21 protein-coding genes are annotated in these 22,344 nt (G+C 40.5%); 16 read left to right on the forward strand and 5 right to left on the reverse strand.

The genetic code is table 11. The features are described from left to right. Nucleotides 1-220 precede the first annotated feature (220 nt). Nucleotides 221-1,651 (reverse strand): aminotransferase-like domain-containing protein, encoded by a 1,431-nt coding sequence (locus NSQ59_RS04365; RefSeq protein ID WP_340829547.1) that lies wholly within the window; start codon nucleotides 1,649-1,651, stop codon nucleotides 221-223. A gap of 125 nt (nucleotides 1,652-1,776) precedes the next feature. Here NSQ59_RS04365 and NSQ59_RS04370 point away from each other — a divergent pair, with 125 nt between their 5' ends. Then, nucleotides 1,777-2,706, forward strand: coding sequence for a DMT family transporter (locus NSQ59_RS04370; protein ID WP_340829548.1), 930 nt, complete (start codon nucleotides 1,777-1,779; stop codon nucleotides 2,704-2,706). Nucleotides 2,707-2,772: 66 nt separating this feature from the next. On the opposite strand, the gene NSQ59_RS04375 is transcribed toward NSQ59_RS04370, so the two are convergent. Both NSQ59_RS04375 and NSQ59_RS04380 read right to left on the reverse strand, forming a co-directional pair. Continuing rightward, entirely contained in the window at nucleotides 2,773-3,363 is a 591-nt protein-coding gene (locus NSQ59_RS04375; protein WP_340829549.1) for a TetR/AcrR family transcriptional regulator, read from the reverse strand. Nucleotides 3,364-3,426: 63 nt separating this feature from the next. Further along, the gene (locus NSQ59_RS04380; protein ID WP_340829551.1) at nucleotides 3,427-4,464 is read right to left on the reverse strand and encodes an alpha/beta fold hydrolase; all 1,038 of its coding nucleotides are present in this window, start codon (nucleotides 4,462-4,464) and stop codon (nucleotides 3,427-3,429) included. Between the two features lie 338 nt (nucleotides 4,465-4,802). Here NSQ59_RS04380 and NSQ59_RS04385 point away from each other — a divergent pair, with 338 nt between their 5' ends. The 4 genes from NSQ59_RS04385 (at nucleotide 4,803) to NSQ59_RS04400 (ending at nucleotide 7,185) form a co-directional block, all read left to right on the forward strand. Continuing rightward, nucleotides 4,803-5,381, forward strand: a complete 579-nt coding sequence (locus NSQ59_RS04385; protein ID WP_340829553.1) for a histidine phosphatase family protein — start codon at nucleotides 4,803-4,805, stop codon at nucleotides 5,379-5,381. A gap of 415 nt (nucleotides 5,382-5,796) precedes the next feature. After that, on the forward strand, nucleotides 5,797-6,054 hold the full coding sequence (locus tag NSQ59_RS04390; protein ID WP_340829555.1) for a hypothetical protein: 258 nt from the start codon (nucleotides 5,797-5,799) through the stop codon (nucleotides 6,052-6,054). Nucleotides 6,055-6,122: 68 nt separating this feature from the next. After that, on the forward strand, nucleotides 6,123-6,383 hold the full coding sequence (locus NSQ59_RS04395; protein WP_340829558.1) for a hypothetical protein: 261 nt from the start codon (nucleotides 6,123-6,125) through the stop codon (nucleotides 6,381-6,383). A gap of 340 nt (nucleotides 6,384-6,723) precedes the next feature. Continuing rightward, the gene (locus tag NSQ59_RS04400; RefSeq protein WP_340829560.1) at nucleotides 6,724-7,185 is read left to right on the forward strand and encodes a hypothetical protein; all 462 of its coding nucleotides are present in this window, start codon (nucleotides 6,724-6,726) and stop codon (nucleotides 7,183-7,185) included. Between the two features lie 45 nt (nucleotides 7,186-7,230). Here NSQ59_RS04400 and NSQ59_RS04405 read toward each other — a convergent pair whose 3' ends face one another. Next, complete coding sequence (locus tag NSQ59_RS04405; RefSeq protein ID WP_340829562.1) at nucleotides 7,231-8,616, reverse strand: sigma-54 interaction domain-containing protein; 1,386 nt, start codon at nucleotides 8,614-8,616, stop codon at nucleotides 7,231-7,233. A gap of 175 nt (nucleotides 8,617-8,791) precedes the next feature. Between NSQ59_RS04405 and NSQ59_RS04410 the strand changes: the two genes are divergently transcribed. The 11 genes from NSQ59_RS04410 to NSQ59_RS04460 all read left to right on the forward strand — a co-directional run bounded on the left by NSQ59_RS04410 (nucleotide 8,792) and on the right by NSQ59_RS04460 (nucleotide 21,040). Next, on the forward strand, nucleotides 8,792-9,562 hold the full coding sequence (locus NSQ59_RS04410; RefSeq protein ID WP_340829564.1) for an SDR family NAD(P)-dependent oxidoreductase: 771 nt from the start codon (nucleotides 8,792-8,794) through the stop codon (nucleotides 9,560-9,562). 43 nt (nucleotides 9,563-9,605) lie between these two features. Then, on the forward strand, nucleotides 9,606-10,997 hold the full coding sequence (gcvPA, locus tag NSQ59_RS04415) for an aminomethyl-transferring glycine dehydrogenase subunit GcvPA (protein WP_340829566.1): 1,392 nt from the start codon (nucleotides 9,606-9,608) through the stop codon (nucleotides 10,995-10,997). An 18-nt stretch (nucleotides 10,998-11,015) separates the two neighbouring features. After that, nucleotides 11,016-12,587 carry an aminomethyl-transferring glycine dehydrogenase subunit GcvPB gene (gcvPB, locus tag NSQ59_RS04420; protein WP_340829569.1) on the forward strand — a complete coding sequence of 524 codons (1,572 nt, stop codon included), beginning with the start codon at nucleotides 11,016-11,018 and terminating at the stop codon, nucleotides 12,585-12,587. Between the two features lie 171 nt (nucleotides 12,588-12,758). Continuing rightward, nucleotides 12,759-13,511 carry an SDR family NAD(P)-dependent oxidoreductase gene (locus NSQ59_RS04425; protein WP_340829571.1) on the forward strand — a complete coding sequence of 251 codons (753 nt, stop codon included), beginning with the start codon at nucleotides 12,759-12,761 and terminating at the stop codon, nucleotides 13,509-13,511. Between the two features lie 89 nt (nucleotides 13,512-13,600). After that, nucleotides 13,601-15,250 (forward strand): M20/M25/M40 family metallo-hydrolase, encoded by a 1,650-nt coding sequence (locus NSQ59_RS04430; RefSeq protein WP_445669230.1) that lies wholly within the window; start codon nucleotides 13,601-13,603, stop codon nucleotides 15,248-15,250. 46 nt (nucleotides 15,251-15,296) lie between these two features. Then, nucleotides 15,297-16,088 carry an ABC transporter substrate-binding protein gene (locus tag NSQ59_RS04435; protein ID WP_126648380.1) on the forward strand — a complete coding sequence of 264 codons (792 nt, stop codon included), beginning with the start codon at nucleotides 15,297-15,299 and terminating at the stop codon, nucleotides 16,086-16,088. Between the two features lie 129 nt (nucleotides 16,089-16,217). Next, entirely contained in the window at nucleotides 16,218-16,913 is a 696-nt protein-coding gene (locus tag NSQ59_RS04440) for an amino acid ABC transporter permease (RefSeq protein ID WP_445669231.1), read from the forward strand. Then, nucleotides 16,879-17,601, forward strand: coding sequence for an amino acid ABC transporter ATP-binding protein (locus NSQ59_RS04445; protein ID WP_340829579.1), 723 nt, complete (start codon nucleotides 16,879-16,881; stop codon nucleotides 17,599-17,601). Before NSQ59_RS04440 ends, NSQ59_RS04445 begins: the two co-directional genes overlap by 35 nt. A 94-nt stretch (nucleotides 17,602-17,695) precedes the next feature. Beyond that, nucleotides 17,696-19,180: an amino acid permease gene (locus tag NSQ59_RS04450; RefSeq protein WP_340829581.1), complete on the forward strand. Its 1,485-nt coding sequence runs from the start codon at nucleotides 17,696-17,698 to the stop codon at nucleotides 19,178-19,180. A 414-nt stretch (nucleotides 19,181-19,594) separates the two neighbouring features. After that, nucleotides 19,595-20,818: an MFS transporter gene (locus NSQ59_RS04455; RefSeq protein WP_340829582.1), complete on the forward strand. Its 1,224-nt coding sequence runs from the start codon at nucleotides 19,595-19,597 to the stop codon at nucleotides 20,816-20,818. Between the two features lie 6 nt (nucleotides 20,819-20,824). After that, nucleotides 20,825-21,040 carry a hypothetical protein gene (locus tag NSQ59_RS04460; RefSeq protein ID WP_340829585.1) on the forward strand — a complete coding sequence of 72 codons (216 nt, stop codon included), beginning with the start codon at nucleotides 20,825-20,827 and terminating at the stop codon, nucleotides 21,038-21,040. 174 nt (nucleotides 21,041-21,214) lie between these two features. Here the strand turns inward: NSQ59_RS04460 and NSQ59_RS04465 are convergent, their stop codons facing one another. Continuing rightward, nucleotides 21,215-22,135, reverse strand: coding sequence for an ArsR/SmtB family transcription factor (locus NSQ59_RS04465; protein ID WP_340829586.1), 921 nt, complete (start codon nucleotides 22,133-22,135; stop codon nucleotides 21,215-21,217). Nucleotides 22,136-22,344 lie beyond the last annotated feature (209 nt).

Here is a 22,344-nt window from a genome sequence, read left to right on the forward strand (position 1 = left end):
GACTTTATAAAATAAAGGATATTCCCCCCTAATAAACAAGGAACCATTGTGGTTCCAAATTTTTGGCATTACCATTTATTCTTTGTAATACTTTACAGAATACTTTAACAACTATTTTATAAAAATACCATGGTGGTGAATAAAAATAATTCCCTCTTGGAGAGAGTTTGTATTATTTTATAAAAAAATAACCTTCCCCCTATTAAATGGTGGAAGGTTTTCAACTTTGTGCAGAAGTTAATGAATGGTATATGCGGACAAATCGCTGCAAGCCGTCCCGTAATTGTGTTTCGTTTAAATAGGAATAACTCATTCGAATCCATGATTGATACTCTTTAAGCGGATCGAAGATGGATCCGGGTACAAAGGAAATCGATTGTTCAATGCTTTTTTCAAGAAGTTTATCCATTGGAGTGGACTCAGGCAGTTGGATCCATAAATTAAATCCTCCCATCGGAGTTGCCCATTTCCACCCTGCAAGAGATAATTCCTCCTCCATAATGTTCCTGCGAATTTCAAGCGCAATCCGCAGCTTTTCCACATGCTTCTGCAAACGTTCTGAAAAGAAATAATGCAAAAAGATTTTCTGGTTAAGCAGTGGCGTCCCGCTGTCCGAAAGGGATTTTGTTTTTAATAGGTATTCCATGACGGATGGACGGCATGCGACGGCAGCGATACTCAATCCAGGTGCAATGTATTTACTGAAGCTCCTTATATAGATAACACAGCCCGCTGTATCATAAGAAAAAAACGGCAGCGGGGGTTTTTCCTCAAAATAAATATCCGGGTAAGGGTCATCCTCAATCAGCAAACATTGATATTTATAAGCCATCTCTACTAATCTCTTTCTTTGCTCGGCTGGTACTGTGTAACCGGTTGGATTGTGAAAAGTAGGGTTGAGATAGAAAAGGCGCGGTTTATGCTCCCGCATGAGTCTTTCTACTTGATCTAATTGATAGCCGTGCGGATGAATCTCAATCGGAATAATATTGGCACCCTGTCTTCTGAAAACATCGATTGCAGGACTGTAGGTGGGTCTCTCTAAAAAAACGGTATCTCTAGGTTTGATTAATCCTCTGGCAATCAAATCGATAGCCTGCTGGGAACCGGATGTGATCAATAATTCATCAGGAGTTAGGTAGAAATGTGATTGCTCGGTAAAATAGCGGCTAAGAGCTTCGCGTAGCTCCGGATCTCCCTGGATGGATGAATAGGTTCCCAGCACTTTAGGATAAAGATTAAATACCTTCTTTATATACTCGGAAAAGTAATGATTAGGCAACAGATTAGGATCAAGGAGTGCAATGGAAAATTGATAATCAGCCCGAACCTGATGAATTTCAGAGAGGCTGCTTTCTTGAACGTGAGCAGAAATAATCGGGTTCTGCTGTGAATCTATCAAAAGCATATTTTCCGGCATTACATAGTATCCGGATTTATCCTTTACATATACTTTTTTGTTTTGTTTTAGCAGCTGATAAGCTTTAAAGACTGTTAGCCGATGAACATTGAATTCCGCTGCTAATGTTCTAATAGAAGGAAGCTTATCATGTGCTCCCCATTCGCCGCGTCCGATTCTTTCCATCATATAATCATAGATTTGTTCGTAAAGATTATCTGAATGAACATTCGAGAGTGCTTTTCTTTTCATGAAGACCCTCCTTTTCTGTTATTATACCGGATAATTTCGATAACTGTTCTATTCGTTTTTATCTGTTCTGTTCTTTGCACCTTATGATGGAGATAGGAAGAAAAACAGATGAGGAGGAATGAAAAATGGTGTTATTTAATTATATTTTAATGTGTCTCATATTCGGTACGACTTTTTTATCTATAAAAGTGGGGGTAGATGCTGGAGCGCCGCCTTTTTTCTCGGCGGGAATTCGTTTTCTTGTTGCAGGAATTATTTTGTTTTTATGGATGGTATCTAGAGGAAAGGCGAGGTTTTCGCTTTTATTAAGAAAAGAAATGCTTTTGACCGGAACCGGATTAACCTTTGCGACTTTTGCAGCCTTGTATTGGTCTGAGCAATATTTAAGCTCTGGTATAGCAGCAGTTCTATCGGCAACTGGACCGCTGATGGTTTTGCTGCTTCAAACCGCGATTAATCGTCAAAAGCTTTCCATCAGTTCTTTAGTTGGCTGTCTGATAGGCTTTGCCGGCGTTATTTTACTGCTTCTTCCAGGTATAATGGGCACGTCGTTCAGCAAGCTGTGGATCATTGGATGTTTAGCAATCTTATTAAGTGAACTTTTTTATTCTGCGGGTGCCGTTTATTCCAGTCGAGTCATCCAACGTTTTCAAGGTACATCACCAATTGCTTTGAATGCGGCACAAATGATGTATGGCGGTGGGCTGCTTCTTGTTTTATCATTGTTCACGGAAAATGTGCATATTGAGTTTATGCTTTCAACAAATGTTATTTTATCCCTTCTGTATTTAATTATTGCCGGATCTATGGTGGCGCACACCATCTTTTATTGGCTTGTAGCGAAAACGAATCCAGTGTTTCCAGCCACGTGGCTTTATATTTCTCCATTAATTGCTCTTTGTCTAGGAGGACTGTTATACCATGAGCATCTCACTTTCTTATCTGTAATTGGGGGCATCATCATTATTATTGGTACAATTATAGTAAATATAAATAATTTAAAGCACCTGATACGGAGGAGGCCCAGCCTTGTTGGGAAAGAAAGCAATCTTTAATAAGCAAATGAAAAAAATGCTCTAATCTAGAGCATTTTTCTTTGTGGGAGATTCTATGAAAGAACATTACTTTGTCAATATCCGCATCAACACATCCACATCTGGCAGTCCATACTCTTTATCCACCTCATCTTGGGTGATAAGACTATTAATAATGTTAAAATACCAGGAAAGCAACTTTCTTGGATCCCCTTGTGAAAACTCACCGGATTCCTGACCTTTAACAAAGACAGGAATGAGCGGATCAATCAGAACGCTTGTGGAAACCTGCGAAAACATCTGCGTAACCTTTTCCGGGACATCATTCGCCGTTCTAGCCCTTTCCATCAGCATAAAAGCATACATATTGTTTTCATCCATCATATTTTTTGTTAAGTTTCTAATTTGCTCGAAGGGTGTTCCAGGCAAGGATGGTGCTTGCGTAAGTTCCCTTTTTGCTTCTTCCATCAATTCTTGGACAATGGTTGTGTAAAGCTCCTTTTTAGATTGGAAATAGCGGTAAATAAGTCCCTCGCTAATACCTGCTTCCTCGGCAATGACACTGGTTTTCGTTCCTGTATACCCACGGCGGGCAAACACTTTAAGTGCTGCTTGCTTAATTTGCTCTCTTCGTTCATCACGAATTTGATCAAGCTGTTGTTTGTTTAATGGAGACAATGGTTCCAACCTCCAGATCATTGAAAAATATTATATTCATTATACCATTAATCTAAAAAAGGTTTAGTTAGTAGTCTGGGCAATCAGAGGACGCACTCTTGTTAGCAACTCCTCGAGGAATTGATCGGCACGGGCAAAGCATGCTAAATGCCCGGCGTTCTTAATGAGAACAAATTCCTTATGAGGAGCTTCTATCTCATTGTAATAAAGCCTTGCCAGTTCAGTTGGAGTGATAATGTCATTATCTCCATGAATAATAAAGACAGGAAGCTCAAATTGCATTCCGACTTTTTTAAAATCAAAGTTGATTAATTCAGCAAATAGTTGATCAAGGGAATAACTCATGCCTTTGAAAAAATCCATAATATCTTGTATTTTATGTTCCGGGGATGAGATCATAGAGGGTAAAATTAAGTCTGTAATCATATTTGGAACACCTCTAATGGCCTTCACAAGAATTCGATTCCGCTTGTCGACATCTTTACGACTTATCTGGGATCGATCCGTTCCCATTTTTTCAAGCAATTGAACACCCTTTGTATTTCCTGTTGCACGGACTGCATTTACGGTTATTTCATGCAAAAGATTTTGAGAATCGGGGGCATTCTGATCTGTACCGACATACGCATGAAAAAGATCTGGCCTACGGTTTGCCATCATGATACCAATTAGACTTCCGACAGAGCTTCCGATGAGAATGACTTTTGGCTGGCCAAGCTTTGCGGTCAAATATTCTGTCACCTCTATCCCATCCTTGGCAAGGCGCTCAAAAGTGATGGTTCCACAACCGTCTTTTCCATTCTTCCCAAAAGTCTTTCCTGCTCCGCGCTGATCCCATTGAACAACTGTGAAGTATTTTTCCCATGAACGCAATAATGGACTGAAAACCGAATAAGCAGAGGCCGGTCCGCCATGTATCAATAATAATATGGGGTTGTTCCGATTCTCACCGCGTATGGTGATCCATTGGTCAATGCCGCCAATTTTAACATAGCTGCTTTCAACAATGCTGTTCGGTGTATTAATCTGAAGTAATTTAGCATTCTTATTTTGGTTGTGCTTTCTCATAATGATTTGTTTAAGGATATTGGTTTCTCCCATTTTTATTTACCCTCTTTCGCATATTTATGAGTGAGTAACTCACTCATTATTAGAATGAGGTATTTTTATGTTGGTGTCAATAGTTATAAACAGAAAAATAGAAATATTTTTTTAGGGTTGGCGCTGACACCAAAGGAACTGGTACTGGACCATTGGGCCGAAGCTGGGGAAGGAAAAATGGATAAATAGAATTTAAAGCATTTGGGAAAAGAAACAGTTTGAAGGAAGGAACTTTTGGGAGATATGTGGAAGCTTATAGTCAGCGATTCGCGTTATTGTTTTATTTCCTGATCATAAGGGCCCGCTTTTGGGTACAATTAAATATTTTGGGAGGCATTATGACAACAAACTTATATTTTGTAAGACATGCTCATTCCATATACACACCAGAAGAGTTAACAAGGCCGTTATCGGAACAAGGATGGAAGGATGCGGCCAGAGTAGGGGAGCTTCTAAAAAGGGAAGACATTCATCATGTGATTTCCAGTCCCTATTTAAGAGCTATTCAAACAGTAGAAGGAATTGCTTCGGAGTGCGGACAGAAAATACAACTGGTCGAAGAATTTAAGGAACGGAAATTAGCAGCAGGGGTTATGAAGGATTTTAACCATGCTATTAAAACAGTTTGGGAGAATCCTATCTTTCATTGGGAAGGAGGGGAATCGAACGTCACAGCTCAAAAAAGAGGTGTGCAAGCCACAAAAATAATTTTAGATAAATATGAAGGGCAAAATGTAGTAATTGGAACCCATGGAAACATCATGGTCTTAATTATGAATCATTTTGATGAGCAATATGGGTTTGAGTTTTGGAAACAGCTAGCGATGCCGGATATATATAAACTTTCCTTTGAGCATGACCGTTTCGTTGGATGCTCGAGGATATGGGAAGAATCTAGTGAAATGGAAGTTAAGTAAGTTACAGAGGGTTAGTGTGATGCTGACGTAGGTCTAGTGTCACGAAATGTGCCGATCAAAGCGATTTTCGTGCCATTCATTTATAGAAAAAAGGTTCCTCATTGAGACCCACAAAGTTAGAGCGAAATCTTGCTATTGTGGTTCATCCAATAAGGAACCTTTTTGTTTATTTAAAAAAAGGTAGAGCTAATGAGGTCCAAAATCTCTCTTCAGGATTAGAAAAAAATAGGAATCATTAGTGGCTAAAATGTGGTGTCAGGCACCACTCTTGGACAAAACGCAAAGGTGTTTGCTCAGCATAGAAAAGCAATGCCCCTTAGGTAATAACCCATTTTAATAAAAACTAAGCTCTTTTCCTAGGTAAATGGCATAGCATGTAATTGTTAATAAAACTTCTGCAAAAGTAGGTGAAAGAATGTATCCGGATCTAAGAATCGATCATGGAATGGTTCCTGGCCATTATATGATGGGATATCCTAGCTATGGCATGGGGTACCATATGATGGGATATCCTTCTTATGGCATGATGCACCATCCTTGGCATCACTGTGGTTACCCTCATTACGGCCACCATCATCATGGGCACCACCATCATTGGCATCCGTATCATGATACCCAGATGCAAGCCCAATCTATGTCCCTTAACATCATGCCTGGAATGATGCACAATTAACGGAGTTTTTTGGAGAAATGAAAAAAGTGTGTAAAGAATAATAAAACTCTACAAAAGTAGGTGAAAAAATGTATCCAGAACTAAGAATCGATGGAATGGTTCATAATCCTTATATGATGGGGTATGGATATCCAACCTATGGCATGGGGTACCATATGACGGGATATCCTTCTTATGGCATGATGCATCATCCTTGGCATCACTGTTGTTACCCTCATTACACCCACCACCATCATGGGCACCACCATCATTGGCATCCGCATCATGACAACACTCAGATGCAAGCCCAATCCATGTCTATTAACATGCCTGGGATGATGCACAATTAATGGTAAGCTAGAAAAATAGTGTTTTTCACATCTCATTATTATGTTTATTGAAAAAGTTGATTTGATGTGACAAATATTTTGTATATAGAGTGTCTAATTATGGTGTTAGGCGCTACTCTTGGACAAAACGCCAAAGTTCCGTGACAGTTTAAAAGGGAAAAGTCCACCTGGATTTTTCCCTTTTTACGATTCTGTATAGCTATTATGACATATAGAAAATATGGTGTTATGTACGTGCCAGGCACCACTAGTGGGTAACAGTTGATAGGAACTGTCTTGAATGAATACTTTTATGGAAAAAAGAAACTCTAAATAAAAAATGCATAAAGGAAGCTTAAATATGTCAATTAAAAATAAGTGGTTCTTTAATATAGCAATGGTACTGCTCTCGTGGATATCAATATCTTTTTTGGATTGGCGCAGTGTAAAAAGATTTTTCCCCGCCTTTGTGTTTGTATTTTTAATCCATTGTATAGATGTCCCCATTGGAAAAAAGCGAAGATGGTGGAAGTTCTATAATAAACCACAATCATTTCTTTATAACGAGTTTCCATTTTTGATTGGGCCGATGCTAGCAGTTGCTTTATGGACATTAAAATGGACCTATGGTAGTCTCAAAAAATTTATTATGCTAAACGCTCTTTTCCATATCTTGTTTGCTGCTCTAGCTAAGAGTATATTTCCAAAAATAAAGTTGTTTAAATTAGTCCGACTGAACGCATTTGAATTTTTCCTTTACTTTTTTTACAAGGCTTTTTTGTTATATGGATTTCAGTACATATATGAAAAAGAAAAAAATTAAGTTTAGTTTATACAAGTAATTTGACAAAAGGGGGGAGCTCCCCTTTCAAGTTTGGCGGCTCGGGATCGATATTCCAAACCGCTCCATTCTCCTATACAAGGTTCTCACACTAACTCCCAGCTCTTCCGCAACTCTCTTTTTTCCATCTGAATGATACCCATATTGCTCAAGTAACTGAACGATGATCTCTTTCTCGGCGTCCTCTAATAATCTTTCTGGGCGATGCCCAGCAGATTCCCCGAATAAATAGGCAGGCAAGGACGTTTCCTTCAACTGTGTGCTTTTTTCCATATTCATGCTGTATTCAATCACATTCTCCAGCTCTCGGATATTGCCGGGCCAATGATACTGCCTTAATTTTTGCAAAAAGTCGTCGCTGTATTGCTGGACAAACTTGCCGGTTCTTTCTTGGAGCTTTTCGATAAAGAGAGGGACGAGCTTCTCTATGTCTTCTTTTCTTTCGCGTAATGGCGGAAGGTGGATTGGGATCACATTTAATCGGTAAAATAGGTCCGCACGAAACTTTTTTTCTTCCATCAGCTGTTTCAATGGTTGGTTGGTAGCAGCAATAATCCGCACATTTACTTTTTTCGAATAGGTGCTGCCAACCCTTTGGACAATCCCATCTTGTAACACCTTCAGGAGCTTCGGCTGCAGATGGATAGGGAGATCCGCAATCTCATCTAAAAAGAGCGTCCCGCGATCGGCCATTTCAAAGTAACCGGGTTTTCCTCTTTTTCTCGCCCCTGTAAAAGCCCCTTCCTCATAACCAAATAATTCACTTTCAAACAATGATTCCGGGATGCTGGCACAGTTGATTTCGACAAAATCCCCTTTGCGAAATATGCTTTGTTCATGGATCATCCGCGCGAGCAAACTTTTCCCTGTTCCCGTTTCCCCTGTAATAACGATTGAAGAGGAGCTGTTTTTTATGTTTTTAACGAGTTCTTTTATAGCATTGTCTCCAAGAATGTAGTCAGTGTAATTTTTCGGCTTTGGCTTGGATTGGAACCCTCCGGACTCATATAAAATTTGGATGATAACATCTGCTAATTGGGACATCCAGTAGCTATATTCTTTTTGCCGCTCAAGCAATTTCTCTTGACCGTCCTTGGAAAAACTGACAAAGGAAAGGTACCCGTAATGTACACCATTCTGTACCATGTTTTGGACAATCTCTGCGGTGGAGGGGCAGTTTTCGGAAAAATGACAGCCTTGGCACATATTCATATGTCCAGGCTTATGAACGAATGTGACAGGATGCTCGTACAATTTTTGAAAAAACGGCAAATAGACACGTTTCCCTTTCTTCCTTCGATATTCCTCTGTCGATGCGACGAGAACACCTTCATCTTTGAAAAAAGCAATCTCAACTTGCAAAAGTTCAGCAAAAGTATGGATTACCTTGGTTAATGTTGTGATGGAAGACATGCAATCACCCTTTAAGTTGTCATTTCCCCTATTATAAATTAGACTGTTCTGAAATGACACTATTTTGACAAAATTGACAAAATGATTTTACGGTAATGGGTTATAGCAATAAATTTTCAATTGGCACGATTCTTGCATATTACCAATAGGAAATAACTTTTAGGAGGGTTTCGTCATGGAAAAAGATTATTTTCAACTGAAAGATAAAGTTGCTGTGGTAACAGGGGCAGCATCTGGGATTGGCTTCGCGACTGCAGAATTGCTTTCGGAGGTTGGTGCCCAGGTTGTCCTTCTTGATATTAATGAGGAAAAGGGTGCCCTTGCTGCCGGGGAGCTGCGTGACAAAGGGTATAAGGCGGAATTTTTGAAATGTGATGTAACAAGTGCGAATGACTGTGATGAAGTGGGAAAACAATTGAAAAATCAATACGGGAAAGTCGACGTTCTTTTCAATAACGCAGGAATCATCAAACGGAAAACAGTCGTGGAATTAGAGGAGCAGGAATGGGATGCCGTGATTAATGTGTCCCTAAAAGGTGTGTATCTTTTATCCAAATATATTATTCCGTTAATGACAGAAGGCGGCAGCATCATTAACACCGGATCTGGCTGGGGATTAAAAGGCGGAGACAAGGCTGCTGCATATTGCGCCGCAAAGGCTGGCGTTGTCAATTTGACAAAGGCAATGGCAATTGACCATGGTCCGCAAAATATTCGTGTGAATTGCATCTGTCCTGGTGATACGGATACGCCGCTTCTAAGAGACGAAGCGAAGCAATTACACCTGGAAGAAGGAGCGTTTCTGAAGGATTCCGCGGTTGGCCGTCCTTTAGAAAGAATCGGTACTCCTCGCGATATCGCAAAGGGTGTGTTGTTTTTAGCAAGTGATCTATCTGCTTGGATGACCGGAACAGAGCTGGTGGTGGACGGCGGAGGTTTGGCGTAAATTTTTGACTTAGTTTATTTAAGAATAATTAGGAGGTTTTATGATGTCGAAAAAGGTTCACCCTTATATACCGAATATGGTGCCAGAGGTAAAAGAGGAAATGCTGAAGGAGATTGGCGCGAAATCCGTAATGGAGCTGTACTCCTGTATTCCGGAGGAGCTGCATCTAAAAGAAGACATGAAGATTCCAGAAGCCTTAACGGAATATCAGCTTCGCCGCCATATTGAAGGGCTTTTAAGTAAAAATGTCAGTGCGAATGAGTACTTGAATTTTTTAGGTGCGGGCTGTTGGCAGCATTTTGTGCCGGCTGTTTGTGATGAGGTAAATCAACGCTCTGAATTTGTGACAGCTTATGCGGGAGAGCCATATGAAGATCATGGGCGTTTTCAAGCCTTGTTTGAATATCAAAGCTTGCTTGCGGAGCTTGTGGATATGGATGTTGTCAATGTTCCGACTTTTGATTGGGGGCAAGCCGCTTCCACTTCAATCCGGATGGCTGCTCGGATTACTGGTCGCAAGAAGGTATTATTAGCTAAGACAGTCTCACCGGAGCGGGCGAAGATTATTCTTAATTACGGTACCCCTGAGCTAGAGTTTGAATGGATTGGGTTTGATGAGGAAACGGGTCTTCTTGACTTGGTGGATTTGAAAAAGAAACTCGATCAAGATACGGCAGCTGTTTATTTTGAAAATCCTTCTTATTTAGGTTTTATTGAATCGCAAGGAACGGAAATTGCAAAGCTCGCGAGTACTCAAGGAGCACTAATCGTTGTAGGTGTTGATCCGATTTCTTTGGGAGTCCTTGCACCGCCGAGCCAATACGGTGCAGATATTGTGTGCGGAGATCTTCAACCGCTTGGAATGCATATGAACTATGGCGGCGGACAGGCGGGGTTCATTGCAACAAGGGATGAGGAGAAATTTGTGGAGGAATATCCATCCCGTCTTTTTGGAATCATTCCGACGGTAAAAGAAGGAGAGTACGGGTTTGGCGATGTTGCTTATGAACGCACTTCTTTTGCTTTAAGAGAAAAAGGCAAGGAATCCGTGGGGACACAAACGGCGCTTTGGGGAATTACGGCAGGCGTTTATTTATCTCTTCTTGGACCGAATGGAATGTATGAACTAGGACAAACCATCATGCAAAACAGCCAATATGCAGTGAAAAATTTAAATAAAATTTCGGGAGTCATTGGTTCCCGTTTAAGTGCACCATTTTTTAAAGAATTTATCGTTGATTTTAATGAAACAGGACTTTCGGTGGAAACGATTCATGCTAGATTGCGAGAGAAAAAGATTTTTGGCGGGAAGGATCTTTCCAAGGAGTTTCCGGAGTACGGTCAATCGGCATTGTACTGTGTAACAGAAGTACATACAAAAGAAGATATTGATCGTTTAGTAGAAGCGCTGGAAGAGATTATTACGGGCAACTAAGGAAAGGGGAGAATGACGATGAAAAAAATAGAAAGAACAAGCAAAGTGCGTGATTTTCACCAAGCAAAATGGAACGAACCGATTATATTCGAACTTCATCAACCAGGTGAAAGAGGCGTGGAGGTGCCGCTGGCGGATAAGGCAGTTGTCTCAGAGGTTGGGGACGGTGTTTCTTCGATACCGGCTGCGATGTGTCGCAAGGAAAAACCGAGGCTTCCGGAGATTGGCCAGGCAAGGGTTTTAAGACATTATGTTCGTTTATCGCAGGAAACACTTGGCTCTGATTTTAACGTAGAAATTGGGCAAGGGACTTGTACGATGAAGTATATTCCTAAAATCAATGAAATGCTGATTCGAAATCCGAAAATGATGGAGCTGCATCCATTTCAAGATGAAAGCACAGTCCAGGGGATGCTGGAAGTGATTCATAATCTAGATTTGTGTATGCGGGAGATTTCGGGAATGGACGCTTTTTCCTTCCAGCCGAGTGGGGGAACACAAGCCCTTTTTGCAATGGCATCCATTGTGAGAAAATATCATGAATCCCGAGGCGAAGGGGATCAGCGTGACGAAATTATCACCACGATTTTTTCCCATCCGTCTCAAGCAGCAACCGCTGCTGTAAAAGGATATAAGGTAATTACACTGCATCCGGATGAGAATGGTTTTCCGGATATCGAAAAATTGAAGGCGGTCGTTTCGGAAAGAACTGCCGGTTTTGTAGTTGCCAATCCGGAAGATACGGGAATCTACAATCCGAAAATCAAGGAGTTTACTAGAATTGTCCGTGAAGCGGGTGGAATTTGTTATTACGATCAAGCCAATGCAAACGGATTACTTGGGATTACCCGTGCGAAGGAAGCGGGCTTTGATATGTGCTTCTTCAATCTTCATAAGACCTTCGCGGCACCACATATGTGCGGGGGACCTGCAACCGGTGCGCTTGGAGTAGCAGATTTTCTGAAAGAATACTTGCCGGGACCAATCGTGGAATTTGATGGAGAAAAGTATACGTTGAATGAAGATTTGAAGCATTCGATTGGAAAGGTGCGGGCATTCCAAGGGGTAGCGCAGACAGTTCTTCGCTCCTATGCGTGGATTCGCGCGTTGGGACCAGACGGGTTAAAAGAGGTTGCTCAGACTGCTGTGTTGAATAATAACTATTTGTATCATAAAGTGACAAAAATTCGCGGTGCAAGTGCTCCATATGTGGAAGGACAGCGTTTAGAACAGGTGCGATACAGTTGGGAGCAATTGGCGAAGGAAACAGGTGTTACAACAGAGGATGTGCAGCGCCGCATGACCGACTTCGGCCTCCATTACTGGACCAGTCACCATCCGTACATCGTGCCGCAGCCGTTCACGCTTGAGCCGACAGAATCCTATTCAAAGGCAGATTTAGATGAGTATATTGCTGCATTAGAGCAGATCTCACACGAAGCCTATCACAACCCAGAAATCGTCCAAAATGCACCATACAACAGCACAATCCACAAACTGGACGAACAAAACTACCTGGATGACCCGAAAGAATGGTGTATCACCTGGCGGGCGTACCAAAAGAAAACCAAGGCACACGAACTAATCTAAAGGTGGTGTCAGGCACCACTCGTGGACAAAATGGGATAGTGTCCTCTTGTGGTGTACACTACGGACCAATATAGTTGTTTCTAAGGTGTACACGTTTTGTCCACTTAAGGTGCCTGATACCTTACCATATCTAGAAGAGCGCCATTCATTAAATTAAAGGAGGTAAAAAGGATGAGTTCAGGCAGATATTCTGATAGTTTGCAAGGAAAACGAGTTGTGATAACCGGTGGTGCAAGCGGGATTGGACTCGCTACTGCTAACCGGTTTGTCAGTGAAGGTGCAACAGTCATTATTATTGATAATAACGAGAATTCCCTTCAGAAAACGCTTAAGGAGTATCCGGGGATCGCCCATGGGGTAATTGCAGATGTCAGCGATGCCCAAGAGGTAAAGCAAGCATTTGAAAAAATCGACCGATTAGTAGATGGAGTAGATATACTCATTGCTAATGCTGGAATCAGTGTTCGGGCAAATTTTATTGATATCACGCCGGAACAGTGGCGAAAGGTTCTTGGAATCAATCTCGATGGTATTTTTTATACTTCACAGGAGGCTGCAAAGCGAATGCTCGCCCAAGGGGAAGGAGTTATATTAATGACAGCTTCCACAAATGGAGTGGTGGGCCATCCATATTATGCTGATTATAATGCCTCAAAAGCAGGCGTCAATTTATTGGCGAGGACCATGGCACTTGAGCTAGCACCAACGATTAGAGTTAATACCGTTTGCCCTGGGTACGTGCTTACCCCGATGCAGATGGCAGAGTATACCCCGGAAATGTTGAAACAAGTAGATGAAACAATACCTTTGAAGCGACACGCCCTCCCGGAGGAAGTTGCAAACCTTTATGTATTCCTTGCCTCTAAGGAAGCTGCGTATATCACTGGACAGCATATTCCGATTGATGGCGGAGAGCTTGCTTAACGTTTAAAAATGTAAGGGTTTTCTTAACTACTTTAAATTACTAGAAGATTCACTATTTCTAATTAAAGGGGTATGAACTTATGAAATCGATTCTTTCAAGTCGGGAAGAAATATTAAATATTACCAATGAGTTGGTAGCGGTGGAGAGCATAGTAAACACCACAGGAGAAATAGAAATTGCTAACTTTTTATTCAATAAAATAACTTCCCTGCCATATTTTCAGCATCACCCTTCCTATGTGTTTAAATCTCAGACAAAAGACGACGAAGTGGAACGTTACAATGTGATGGCTTTTGTAAAAGGCACGAAAAAACAAAGCAATAAAACGGTTATCCTAATGGGCCATATAGATACAGTTGGCATTGACGATTATAACCACTTAAAAGATAAGGCATGTAATCCGGAAGAATTGATGAAGGCATTGCATGATGAATACTTACCTGAATTAGTGAAATCCCAATTAGAATCAGGAGAATGGCATTTTGGCCGCGGTGCACTTGATATGAAGAGCGGGGTGGCGAGTCATTTTTACCTATTAAAATATTATTCTGAGCATCCGGAAGAGTTAGCCGGTAACCTATTATTGCTCGCTGAATGCGATGAAGAAGACAGCTCACATGGGGTTTTATCCAGTTTGAAAGATTTGAAAAGACTCCGAGATGAACATGATTTTGAGTATATTGCACTCATTAATTCAGATTTTGTTGCGCCGCGTTATGAAGGCGATGTGAACCGGTATATATACAAAGGATCCATCGGAAAGCTATTGCCGTTCTTTTTTATAACAGGATATGAAACACATGCCGGTTCGTCCTTTGAGGGACTCGACCCCAATTTTATTGCAGCAGAATTAACGAGACAAATCAGCTACAATCCGGATTTAGTCGATGATGCATTCGAAGAATATCCAGCACCTCCAGTATCGTTAAAACAAACAGATTTCAAACCGACCTACACGATACAAACTGCCCTTTCAGCCTATGTCTATTACAATATTTTCATTCAATCCTGGTCACCAAAAGATGTATTAGTAAAAATGAAGGAACAAGCCGAAATTGCATTTGATAATGCGATAGCGACCCTCGAAAATCGTTACCGAGCTTTTTGTGAAAAAAGTGGTGAAACTTATCACAAATTGCCTTGGAAAAAAAGAGTTTTAATCTATGAGGAAATGAAGCAATTGCTGGAAAACGAGCATGGGGAAACTTTTAAAAATCATATGAAGGATTTTAAAGAAAAACTTCTGCAAGATAAAACATTGGATACTCGTATGTTTGCGGCTCGCGTTGTGGAAGAAGAGTGGAAATGGATGCCGGATAAGAGCCCTGCTATCATCCTTTTTTACTCGTCGCTTTATTCTCCATGTGTCAATGTGAAGGGAAAAAATGAAAACGAACAAAATTTATTGGATGCCTTGCAAAAATCTGTAGAGGAAGCACAACCATCCTACGAACATCCAATCGTCATCAGAAACTTTTTCCCTTACGTATGTGATATGAGCTCCGTAGCACTGAGTGACGATGAAGAAGGAATCCAAGCTGTTTGTGAAAATAACCCTGGCTGGGGAACAAAGCATTTCGTGAATTATCAGGATATCCGAGACATTAACGTGCCTGCCATCAACATCGGCCCATATGGATACGACGCCCATAACAAATACGAGCGAATGGAACTTAAATTTTCAACGGAAATGGTGCCGGAAATCACGAATGGGGTTGTTAAGCGGTTATTAGGATAGGTCCTCTTTTCCACAAAAAATTTAATATATGGAGAGTGTATTTGAGATGAAGATAAAAAATGTATCGAAACTTATGACACTAACCTTTTTACTAGTTTTACTTTTATTGGGAGGATGCGGTTCAAAAACCGAAGGAACTGCCTCTGATAAGGAAAAGCTAGTGAACGATGGAAAGCTAACCTATGCAATGAGCGGGCTTCTGAAGCCTTTAAATTATAAAGATAATGGCAAATTGGTTGGGTTTGACGTGGAAATAGGGGCGGAGATTGCTAAGCGCATTGGTCTGAAAGCAAATCCTGTGACCAATCCATGGGAAACGATTATCCAGGGTCTGAAAGGGAAAAAATATGATGCCATTATTGGAAGTATGACGGCAACTCCGGAACGGGCAAAGCAAGTTGATTTTACAGATCCTTATTATATTTCCGGAGCGCAAATATTTGTTGCTAAATCCAATAATTCCATTAATAGTGCGGAAGATTTAAAGAATAAGAAAATTGGAATCATGCAAGCAAGTACTTATAAGGAAATTGCAGATAAATATACAAAAGATGTGAAGAACTATCCCAGTGATGTATATGCCTTGCAGGATCTTGTCCCTGGACGTGTGGATGCGGTGATTACCGATAAAATCGTAGGTGTATCCGCAATCAAACAGGAAGGCATTCAAATTAAAACTGCAGGCGATTTGTTGCGCAAAGAAAACATCTCCATCGCTGTGAATAAGGATAATCCGGTTTTATTAAAGAAAATCAATAAGGCAATAAAAGAAATGGTGGATGATGGAACCTATGAAAAAATTAGTAACAAGTGGTTTGGGGAAAATGTGTTGAAGTAACAAGTGGTTTGGGTTGATTGAAGCTTAAATGGAGTATGCCGATATATCAGAATCTATCAGAGAAAAGGAGCTGTCATAAACGAATGGCTGCTCCTTTAGGAGGCTATAATCGTGAACTTTTTTGAAAAAATATTTTCTATTTTTCATACACACGGTATTGCTTTTTTGAAAGCAACCTTAACCACTATTGAACTTACCGTCGTATCTTTATTAATTGCAGTGGTTATTGGCCTGGTGTTTGCCTTTTTTAAAGTATCGAACCAATTTCTTTTGCAAAAAATTGCAGATGTATATATTTTTCTCATTCGTGGGACTCCATTAATTGTTCAGATTATGTTTTTGTATTACGGGATCTCCTCCGTTTTTGTCCTAAACAGTTTTATGGCGGGGGCTCTTGCTTTGGGGATTCATTCTGGTGCATATATCGCAGAAATTTTTCGTGGAGCGATACAATCCATTGATCGCGGCCAGGCAGAAGCAGCACGTTCATTAGGAATGTCCTATCCATTAACCATGAGAAGGATCATTCTTCCTCAGGCATTTCGAAGAGCAATTCCTCCTCTTGGAAATCAATTTATTATCGGATTAAAGGATTCATCCCTTGTTGCCTATATCGCGACCACTGAGCTGTTTAATCAAGCACTTTCTGTTCAGGCGGAAAACTATATGCCATTTGAAACCTATTTTGTGGTCGGGCTTTATTATCTAGTTCTAGTACTAATATTTACGATTATTGTAAACAAAGTGGAAACTAAATTAAGTGGTAAAAAGGCAAAAGGGAGGGGCCGACTTGATCAAGGTAAGAAACTTGTGCAAAACATTTGATGGCTTACAAGTTCTAAGGAATATTTCTATCGATATAAATAAATCAGAGGTCGTTGTGCTAATCGGCGCCAGCGGATCGGGAAAGAGTACATTACTGAGATGCCTTAATTTTTTAGAAGTAAAAGATGAAGGCGAGATAGAGATAAACGGAAAATTAATAGATCCAAAGAAGTCGAACTTAAATAAGGTGAGAGAGAAAGTAGGGATGGTATTTCAGCATTTTAACCTCTTTCCGCATATGACAGTCCTTGAAAATGTGATAGAATCACCGATTCATGTGAAAAAGCTTCCGAAAAAAGAGGCTATCGAAAAAGCAATGATTTTATTAAATAGAGTTGGCTTGGGAGAAAAAGCGGATGAATATCCTGATAGATTATCTGGTGGTCAAAAACAGAGGGTAGCGATTGCTAGGGCGTTAGCGATGGAACCGGATGTGATGCTTTTTGATGAACCAACATCCGCCTTGGATCCGGAGCTTGTTGGTGAAGTGCTTCAAACAATGAAAGATCTGGCTAGTGATGGAATGACAATGATTGTCGTAACACATGAAATGGGATTTGCACGGGAAGTAGCGGATCGAGTGATCATGCTGGCAGACGGTCAAGTTGTAGAGGATGAAAAACCTACCATTCTATTTAAAGAGCCGAAGCATGAACGAACACGGAGATTCTTACAGCAAATTTTATAGTGGGAAAAGGGGAAAGGTCCCTCATCCCGGTAATTACATTGAAAAATGGGATAAATGACCTTTCCCGATGATTCGGAAAGAGGGAGGTCAAATGATGAGCAAAGTAAAGAGGAATTTGAATGTTACACCGCCTCTTACCAATGGTGGAAAGCTGAAACGTGGCTTACGTTCCCGTCATATTACGATGATTGCAATTGGTGGAGCTATCGGAACGGGGTTATTTGTTGCGAGTGGTGCGACGATTAGTCAGGCGGGGCCTGGTGGAGCGGTTACCGCTTATATTGCGATTGGGTGCATGATTTATTTTTTAATGACTAGCCTTGGGGAAATGGCAACTTATCTGCCAACATCAGGATCCTTCTATACATACGGAACCCGCTTTGTTGATCCTGCATTTGGTTTTACACTCGGCTGGAATTATTGGCTAAGCTGGTCCACAACGATTCCCGCAGAATTAGCAGCCGGTGCTTTGGTTATGAAATATTGGCTGCCGGGCTCGTCTGATATTTTATGGGGAGTTATCTTCTTAGTGCTTATTTTTCTTTTAAATATACTCTCGGTAAAAGGGTATGGAGAATCAGAGTTTTGGTTTGCAGGAATTAAGGTGGTTACGATTATTATCTTTTTGATTATTGGTCTATTAATGATTTTTGGAATTTTCTTCACTCCTGCTGCAGGACTTCATAACTTTACTACAGGAGAGGCTCCCTTTAAAGGAGGATTTCTTGCTATTATAGGGATATTTATGATCGCAGGATTTTCTTTTCAAGGAACGGAAATGGTGGGAATTGCCGCTGGTGAAAGTGAAGACCCGGAACGCCATGTTCCTCGTGCTATTCGCAGTGTATTCTGGCGGGTGCTTATTTTTTACGTGTTAGCTATCGCAGTGATTGGGCTCATTATCCCTTACACAGATCCAAATTTACTTAAATCAGATGTTGATCATATTTCGGTCAGTCCATTTACGCTAGTGTTTAAAAAGGCTGGACTTGCGTTTGCAGCCTCACTGATGAATGCGGTTATATTAACCTCCGTGTTGTCTGCCTGCAATTCTGCAACCTATGCCTCCACTCGGATGCTTTGGGCGCTTGCGGAAGAGGGAAAGGCTCCGAAGGTATTCCGCAAGATTAATGCTAAGGGAGTACCGACAATGGCATTATATGCAAATATCTTATTTGGTCTTCTTGTCTTTCTTTCCTCTTTTGTGGGAGGGGGAGTGGTGTATATTTGGCTGCTAAATATGACGGGATTAACAGGATTCCTTACATGGGTTGGAATTGCAATCTGTCACTACCGTTTCCGAAAAGCTTATATTGCACAGGGGAGAGATTTGAATGAATTGAAATTTAAAGCAAAATGGTATCCATTTGGGCCACTGTTGACCTTAGTGATTTGCTGTATTGTCATTATTGGCCAAGGCAGCCAAGCGATATCGGGAGGAACCATCAACTGGTACGGCATGCTTGTATCCTACATCAGCTTACCTGTGTTTCTCATTCTTTGGCTCGGCTATAAATTTATTAAAAAGACAAAGGTCGTCCCATTGAAGGAATGCGATTTCAGCAGGGATAATTTGTAGGAAGGGAAAGCTCATCCCACTTGTGGAAATTTGTTGAAAAAAAGCCTATTGATTGTTAGTGAAAAATCGGTTACACTGTTAACACTAATACAAAAGGAGTGAACCAAAGGGCGATGATCTACTAATCCTATTTCCAAAAAACATTCGTATACTCACGATGCTTTTTTCGAATATGGGATTAGTCTATGCAATTTTAAGATGATGATAGTACAGATAAATACTGTACTGTGTCCTTTTATGGTTCTTACGGCCAGGCGAAGACCCCCTATTTTGTGAAAAAGCAGGATAGGGGGTTTTTATTGTGGATATAACTGTAAGTTAGAAATATACGTATGGTGATTTTTCCTGAAGAGGAATGCTGTTCCTGGGACACGGTGTTTTTAACAAAGTAAATTATATAAAGAGGAGAATGTTATGAATCAAATATTACGAAATCGGGTTGTTCAAGCTATTTTTATATCTGCTTTATTTCTGCAGATAGGTATTTGGGTTCGAAATTTTGCGGTTCTTTTATTCGTAATGGATAAAACACATGGAGATGCGTTTGCGGTTTCCATGATATCTGTTGCAGAATTTGCGCCAATTTTTATTTTTTCCTTTATAGGAGGAACGTTTGCCGATCGCTGGAGACCGAAACGTACCATGATCTGGTGTGATGCATTGAGTGCGGTTTCCGTTTTTGCGGTCATTTTAGCTCTTGTGTTTGGAACTTGGAAAGCGGTGTTCTTTGCTACCCTTATCTCGTCCATCCTTTCCCAGTTTTCACAGCCATCTGGCATGAAACTATTTAAAATGCATTTACAGGAAGACTTAATTCAGTCTGCCATGTCTATCTATCAAACCATTTTTGCGATTTTTATGATCCTGGGACCTATCGTTGGTACTTTTGTATTCCAAAGCTTCGGAATTGATATTTCGATTATGGTGACGGGAATTGCATTCCTTTTATCAGCGTTATCGTTGACCCTCATTCCTGCCGATCATTCGATGGAAAGAGAGAAAAAAACAACGACACTTTGGCAGGAAATGAAGAGCGGGATTCATTATGTGTTAGCGAAAAGAGAATTAAAGCTATTAGGAATATGTTTTATGGCAGCGGGTCTTGCCATCGGCTTAATGCAGCCCCTAAATATATTTTTAGTAACAGAGCGATTAGGTTTGGCAAAGGAACATTTGCAATGGCTGCTTACAGTGAATGGTATAGGTATGATTCTTGGTGGAGCGGTAACGATGGGATTTTCGAAAAAAATTCCGCCCGCGAAGCTGCTTGTGATCGGAATGCTTGTTAACGCAATTGGAGTTGGAGTTTTAGGGCTTTCGACGACACTTTGGATTACATTGGTAACCGAGTTCTTCTGCGGTTTATTCATGCCATGTATTCAAATTGGAATTAACACTTTGATTTTGCAAAATACCGATGCTGATTTCATTGGACGTGTGAATGGAACGTTAAGTCCGCTGTTTACAGGATCAATGGTGGTCACGATGAGTGTGGCAGGTTCTCTGAAAAATTTATTATCGCTCGTTTCCATCTATGAAATCTCGGCTGTACTATTTATTATCGGACTACTGTTTATTGTGCCAATTTATAATAAGGCAGTGCCGAAAAGTATGGAAGTTCAGAAGGATAGTGTGTAAAAAAGATTGGCACCCTCAAGGGACTTTGCGAATAGGTCCGTTGGGGGTGCTTTTTGGTTAGTAGGGCGTAATTGGAATTCCATACGTGCAGTTTGGATTGGATTTCGTGCGGTTAAAATAGCGGATAGTGCAGTTTGGATTGAAATTGGTGCAGTTCAGACTAACTTATTATTTGTTCTTTTGAAATTCAATGTAAAAAGAAACGGAATCCCGCGAATTTAAGGAATAATCCCGCCAAATATTGTGATAATCCCGCGAAATCAAGCAAGAATCCCGCCAAATTTTCCAATAATCCCGCGAAACAGAAATCTGCGAACTAGCCTCACTTGAAATGTCCGCTCCACGCGTACAAAATCCCGAAATGTCCACGAGTGGTGCCTGACACCACTCTATCGTTCAATCTTCATCCTGCAGATTGGAGTAGTATAATTTAATTTCAATATCTTGATCGTAGTTGCCGAATCCCTTTCCAAAGATGGTGGCACCGCCGACATGCTTTGCATCTTCCAGAACGGCAATTCGAAATGTGATGAGATCATTGTTTAATGAAAGTTGATCTAGAGTGACATCCGATAATTTTTCCCCATCGATAAAAGTACCGTGCTCACTAATGCGCATGTATTTCAGCAGCCCATATTGGCTATTGTTGATATCCCACCAATCCGGATTATACTTTCCGCGAATATCGGAGAAATTCCCGGGACATGTCCATGTTCCAACATTTTTGTTATTGATAAAAAAAGTAATATCTGATGGCCAAACATTGTTGGAAAACGGGAACTCTGAAGCAAGTTCAAGACTTATTTCCAAAAGATGCGGCGTTTCGTTTTCCTGCAGCAAATTTGGAATTTTATATTCTAAATATCCTTGGGTGAACCAAATAATACGGGCGTCCATTCTTCCTGCATCCATAAAATATTTCGGTTCGTCTACTTTGCCAATGCAGGCAGTCAATGTGGCCAGTCCGCATGTAGGTGTAACTTGGTAATCAGTATAATGGCCTACTGGCAGATCCACTTTGTGTATTTGGTATTGATGAAATAATTTAATGGGAAATTGAATTTTAATATTGTCTATTGCAAGGGATGACACTTTTTGAAGCCCTGATTTTCCGGGGGCTTTTTCCGTTTTAATAATATTTGCCTCTTCAAGCTGTTTGATATGTCTTGTTACGATGGCGCTGCTCATTTGCAGCTCGTTGGCAAGTTTTTTTATGTTCATCTTATTTTGTGATAAGAGATGGATAATTTTTAGACGAGTAGGACTGGCAAGTGCTTCGAAAACCGGAAGAGAAGATTCTGAGATATCCAACTGCATGGAAAAAAATCCTCCTAATTTAATTGATAATTTAGTATATCAAACAGATTGTTTTATCGTAAATCATTTCATTTAATTAACTATTTAGTTAACAAAACAAAAAATATTAAATGCTTTTATAAAAAAGGAATTGACAATAAAAACGGCATTGTTTTATATTCAAAATATAGTAAACTTTCACTAAATTATTATAAAGTTTACTAATTAGT

Origin of the sequence: Margalitia sp. FSL K6-0131 (assembly GCF_038008735.1) — a bacterium.
GTDB classification, from domain to species: domain Bacteria; phylum Bacillota; class Bacilli; order Bacillales; family Bacillaceae_C; genus Margalitia; species Margalitia shackletonii.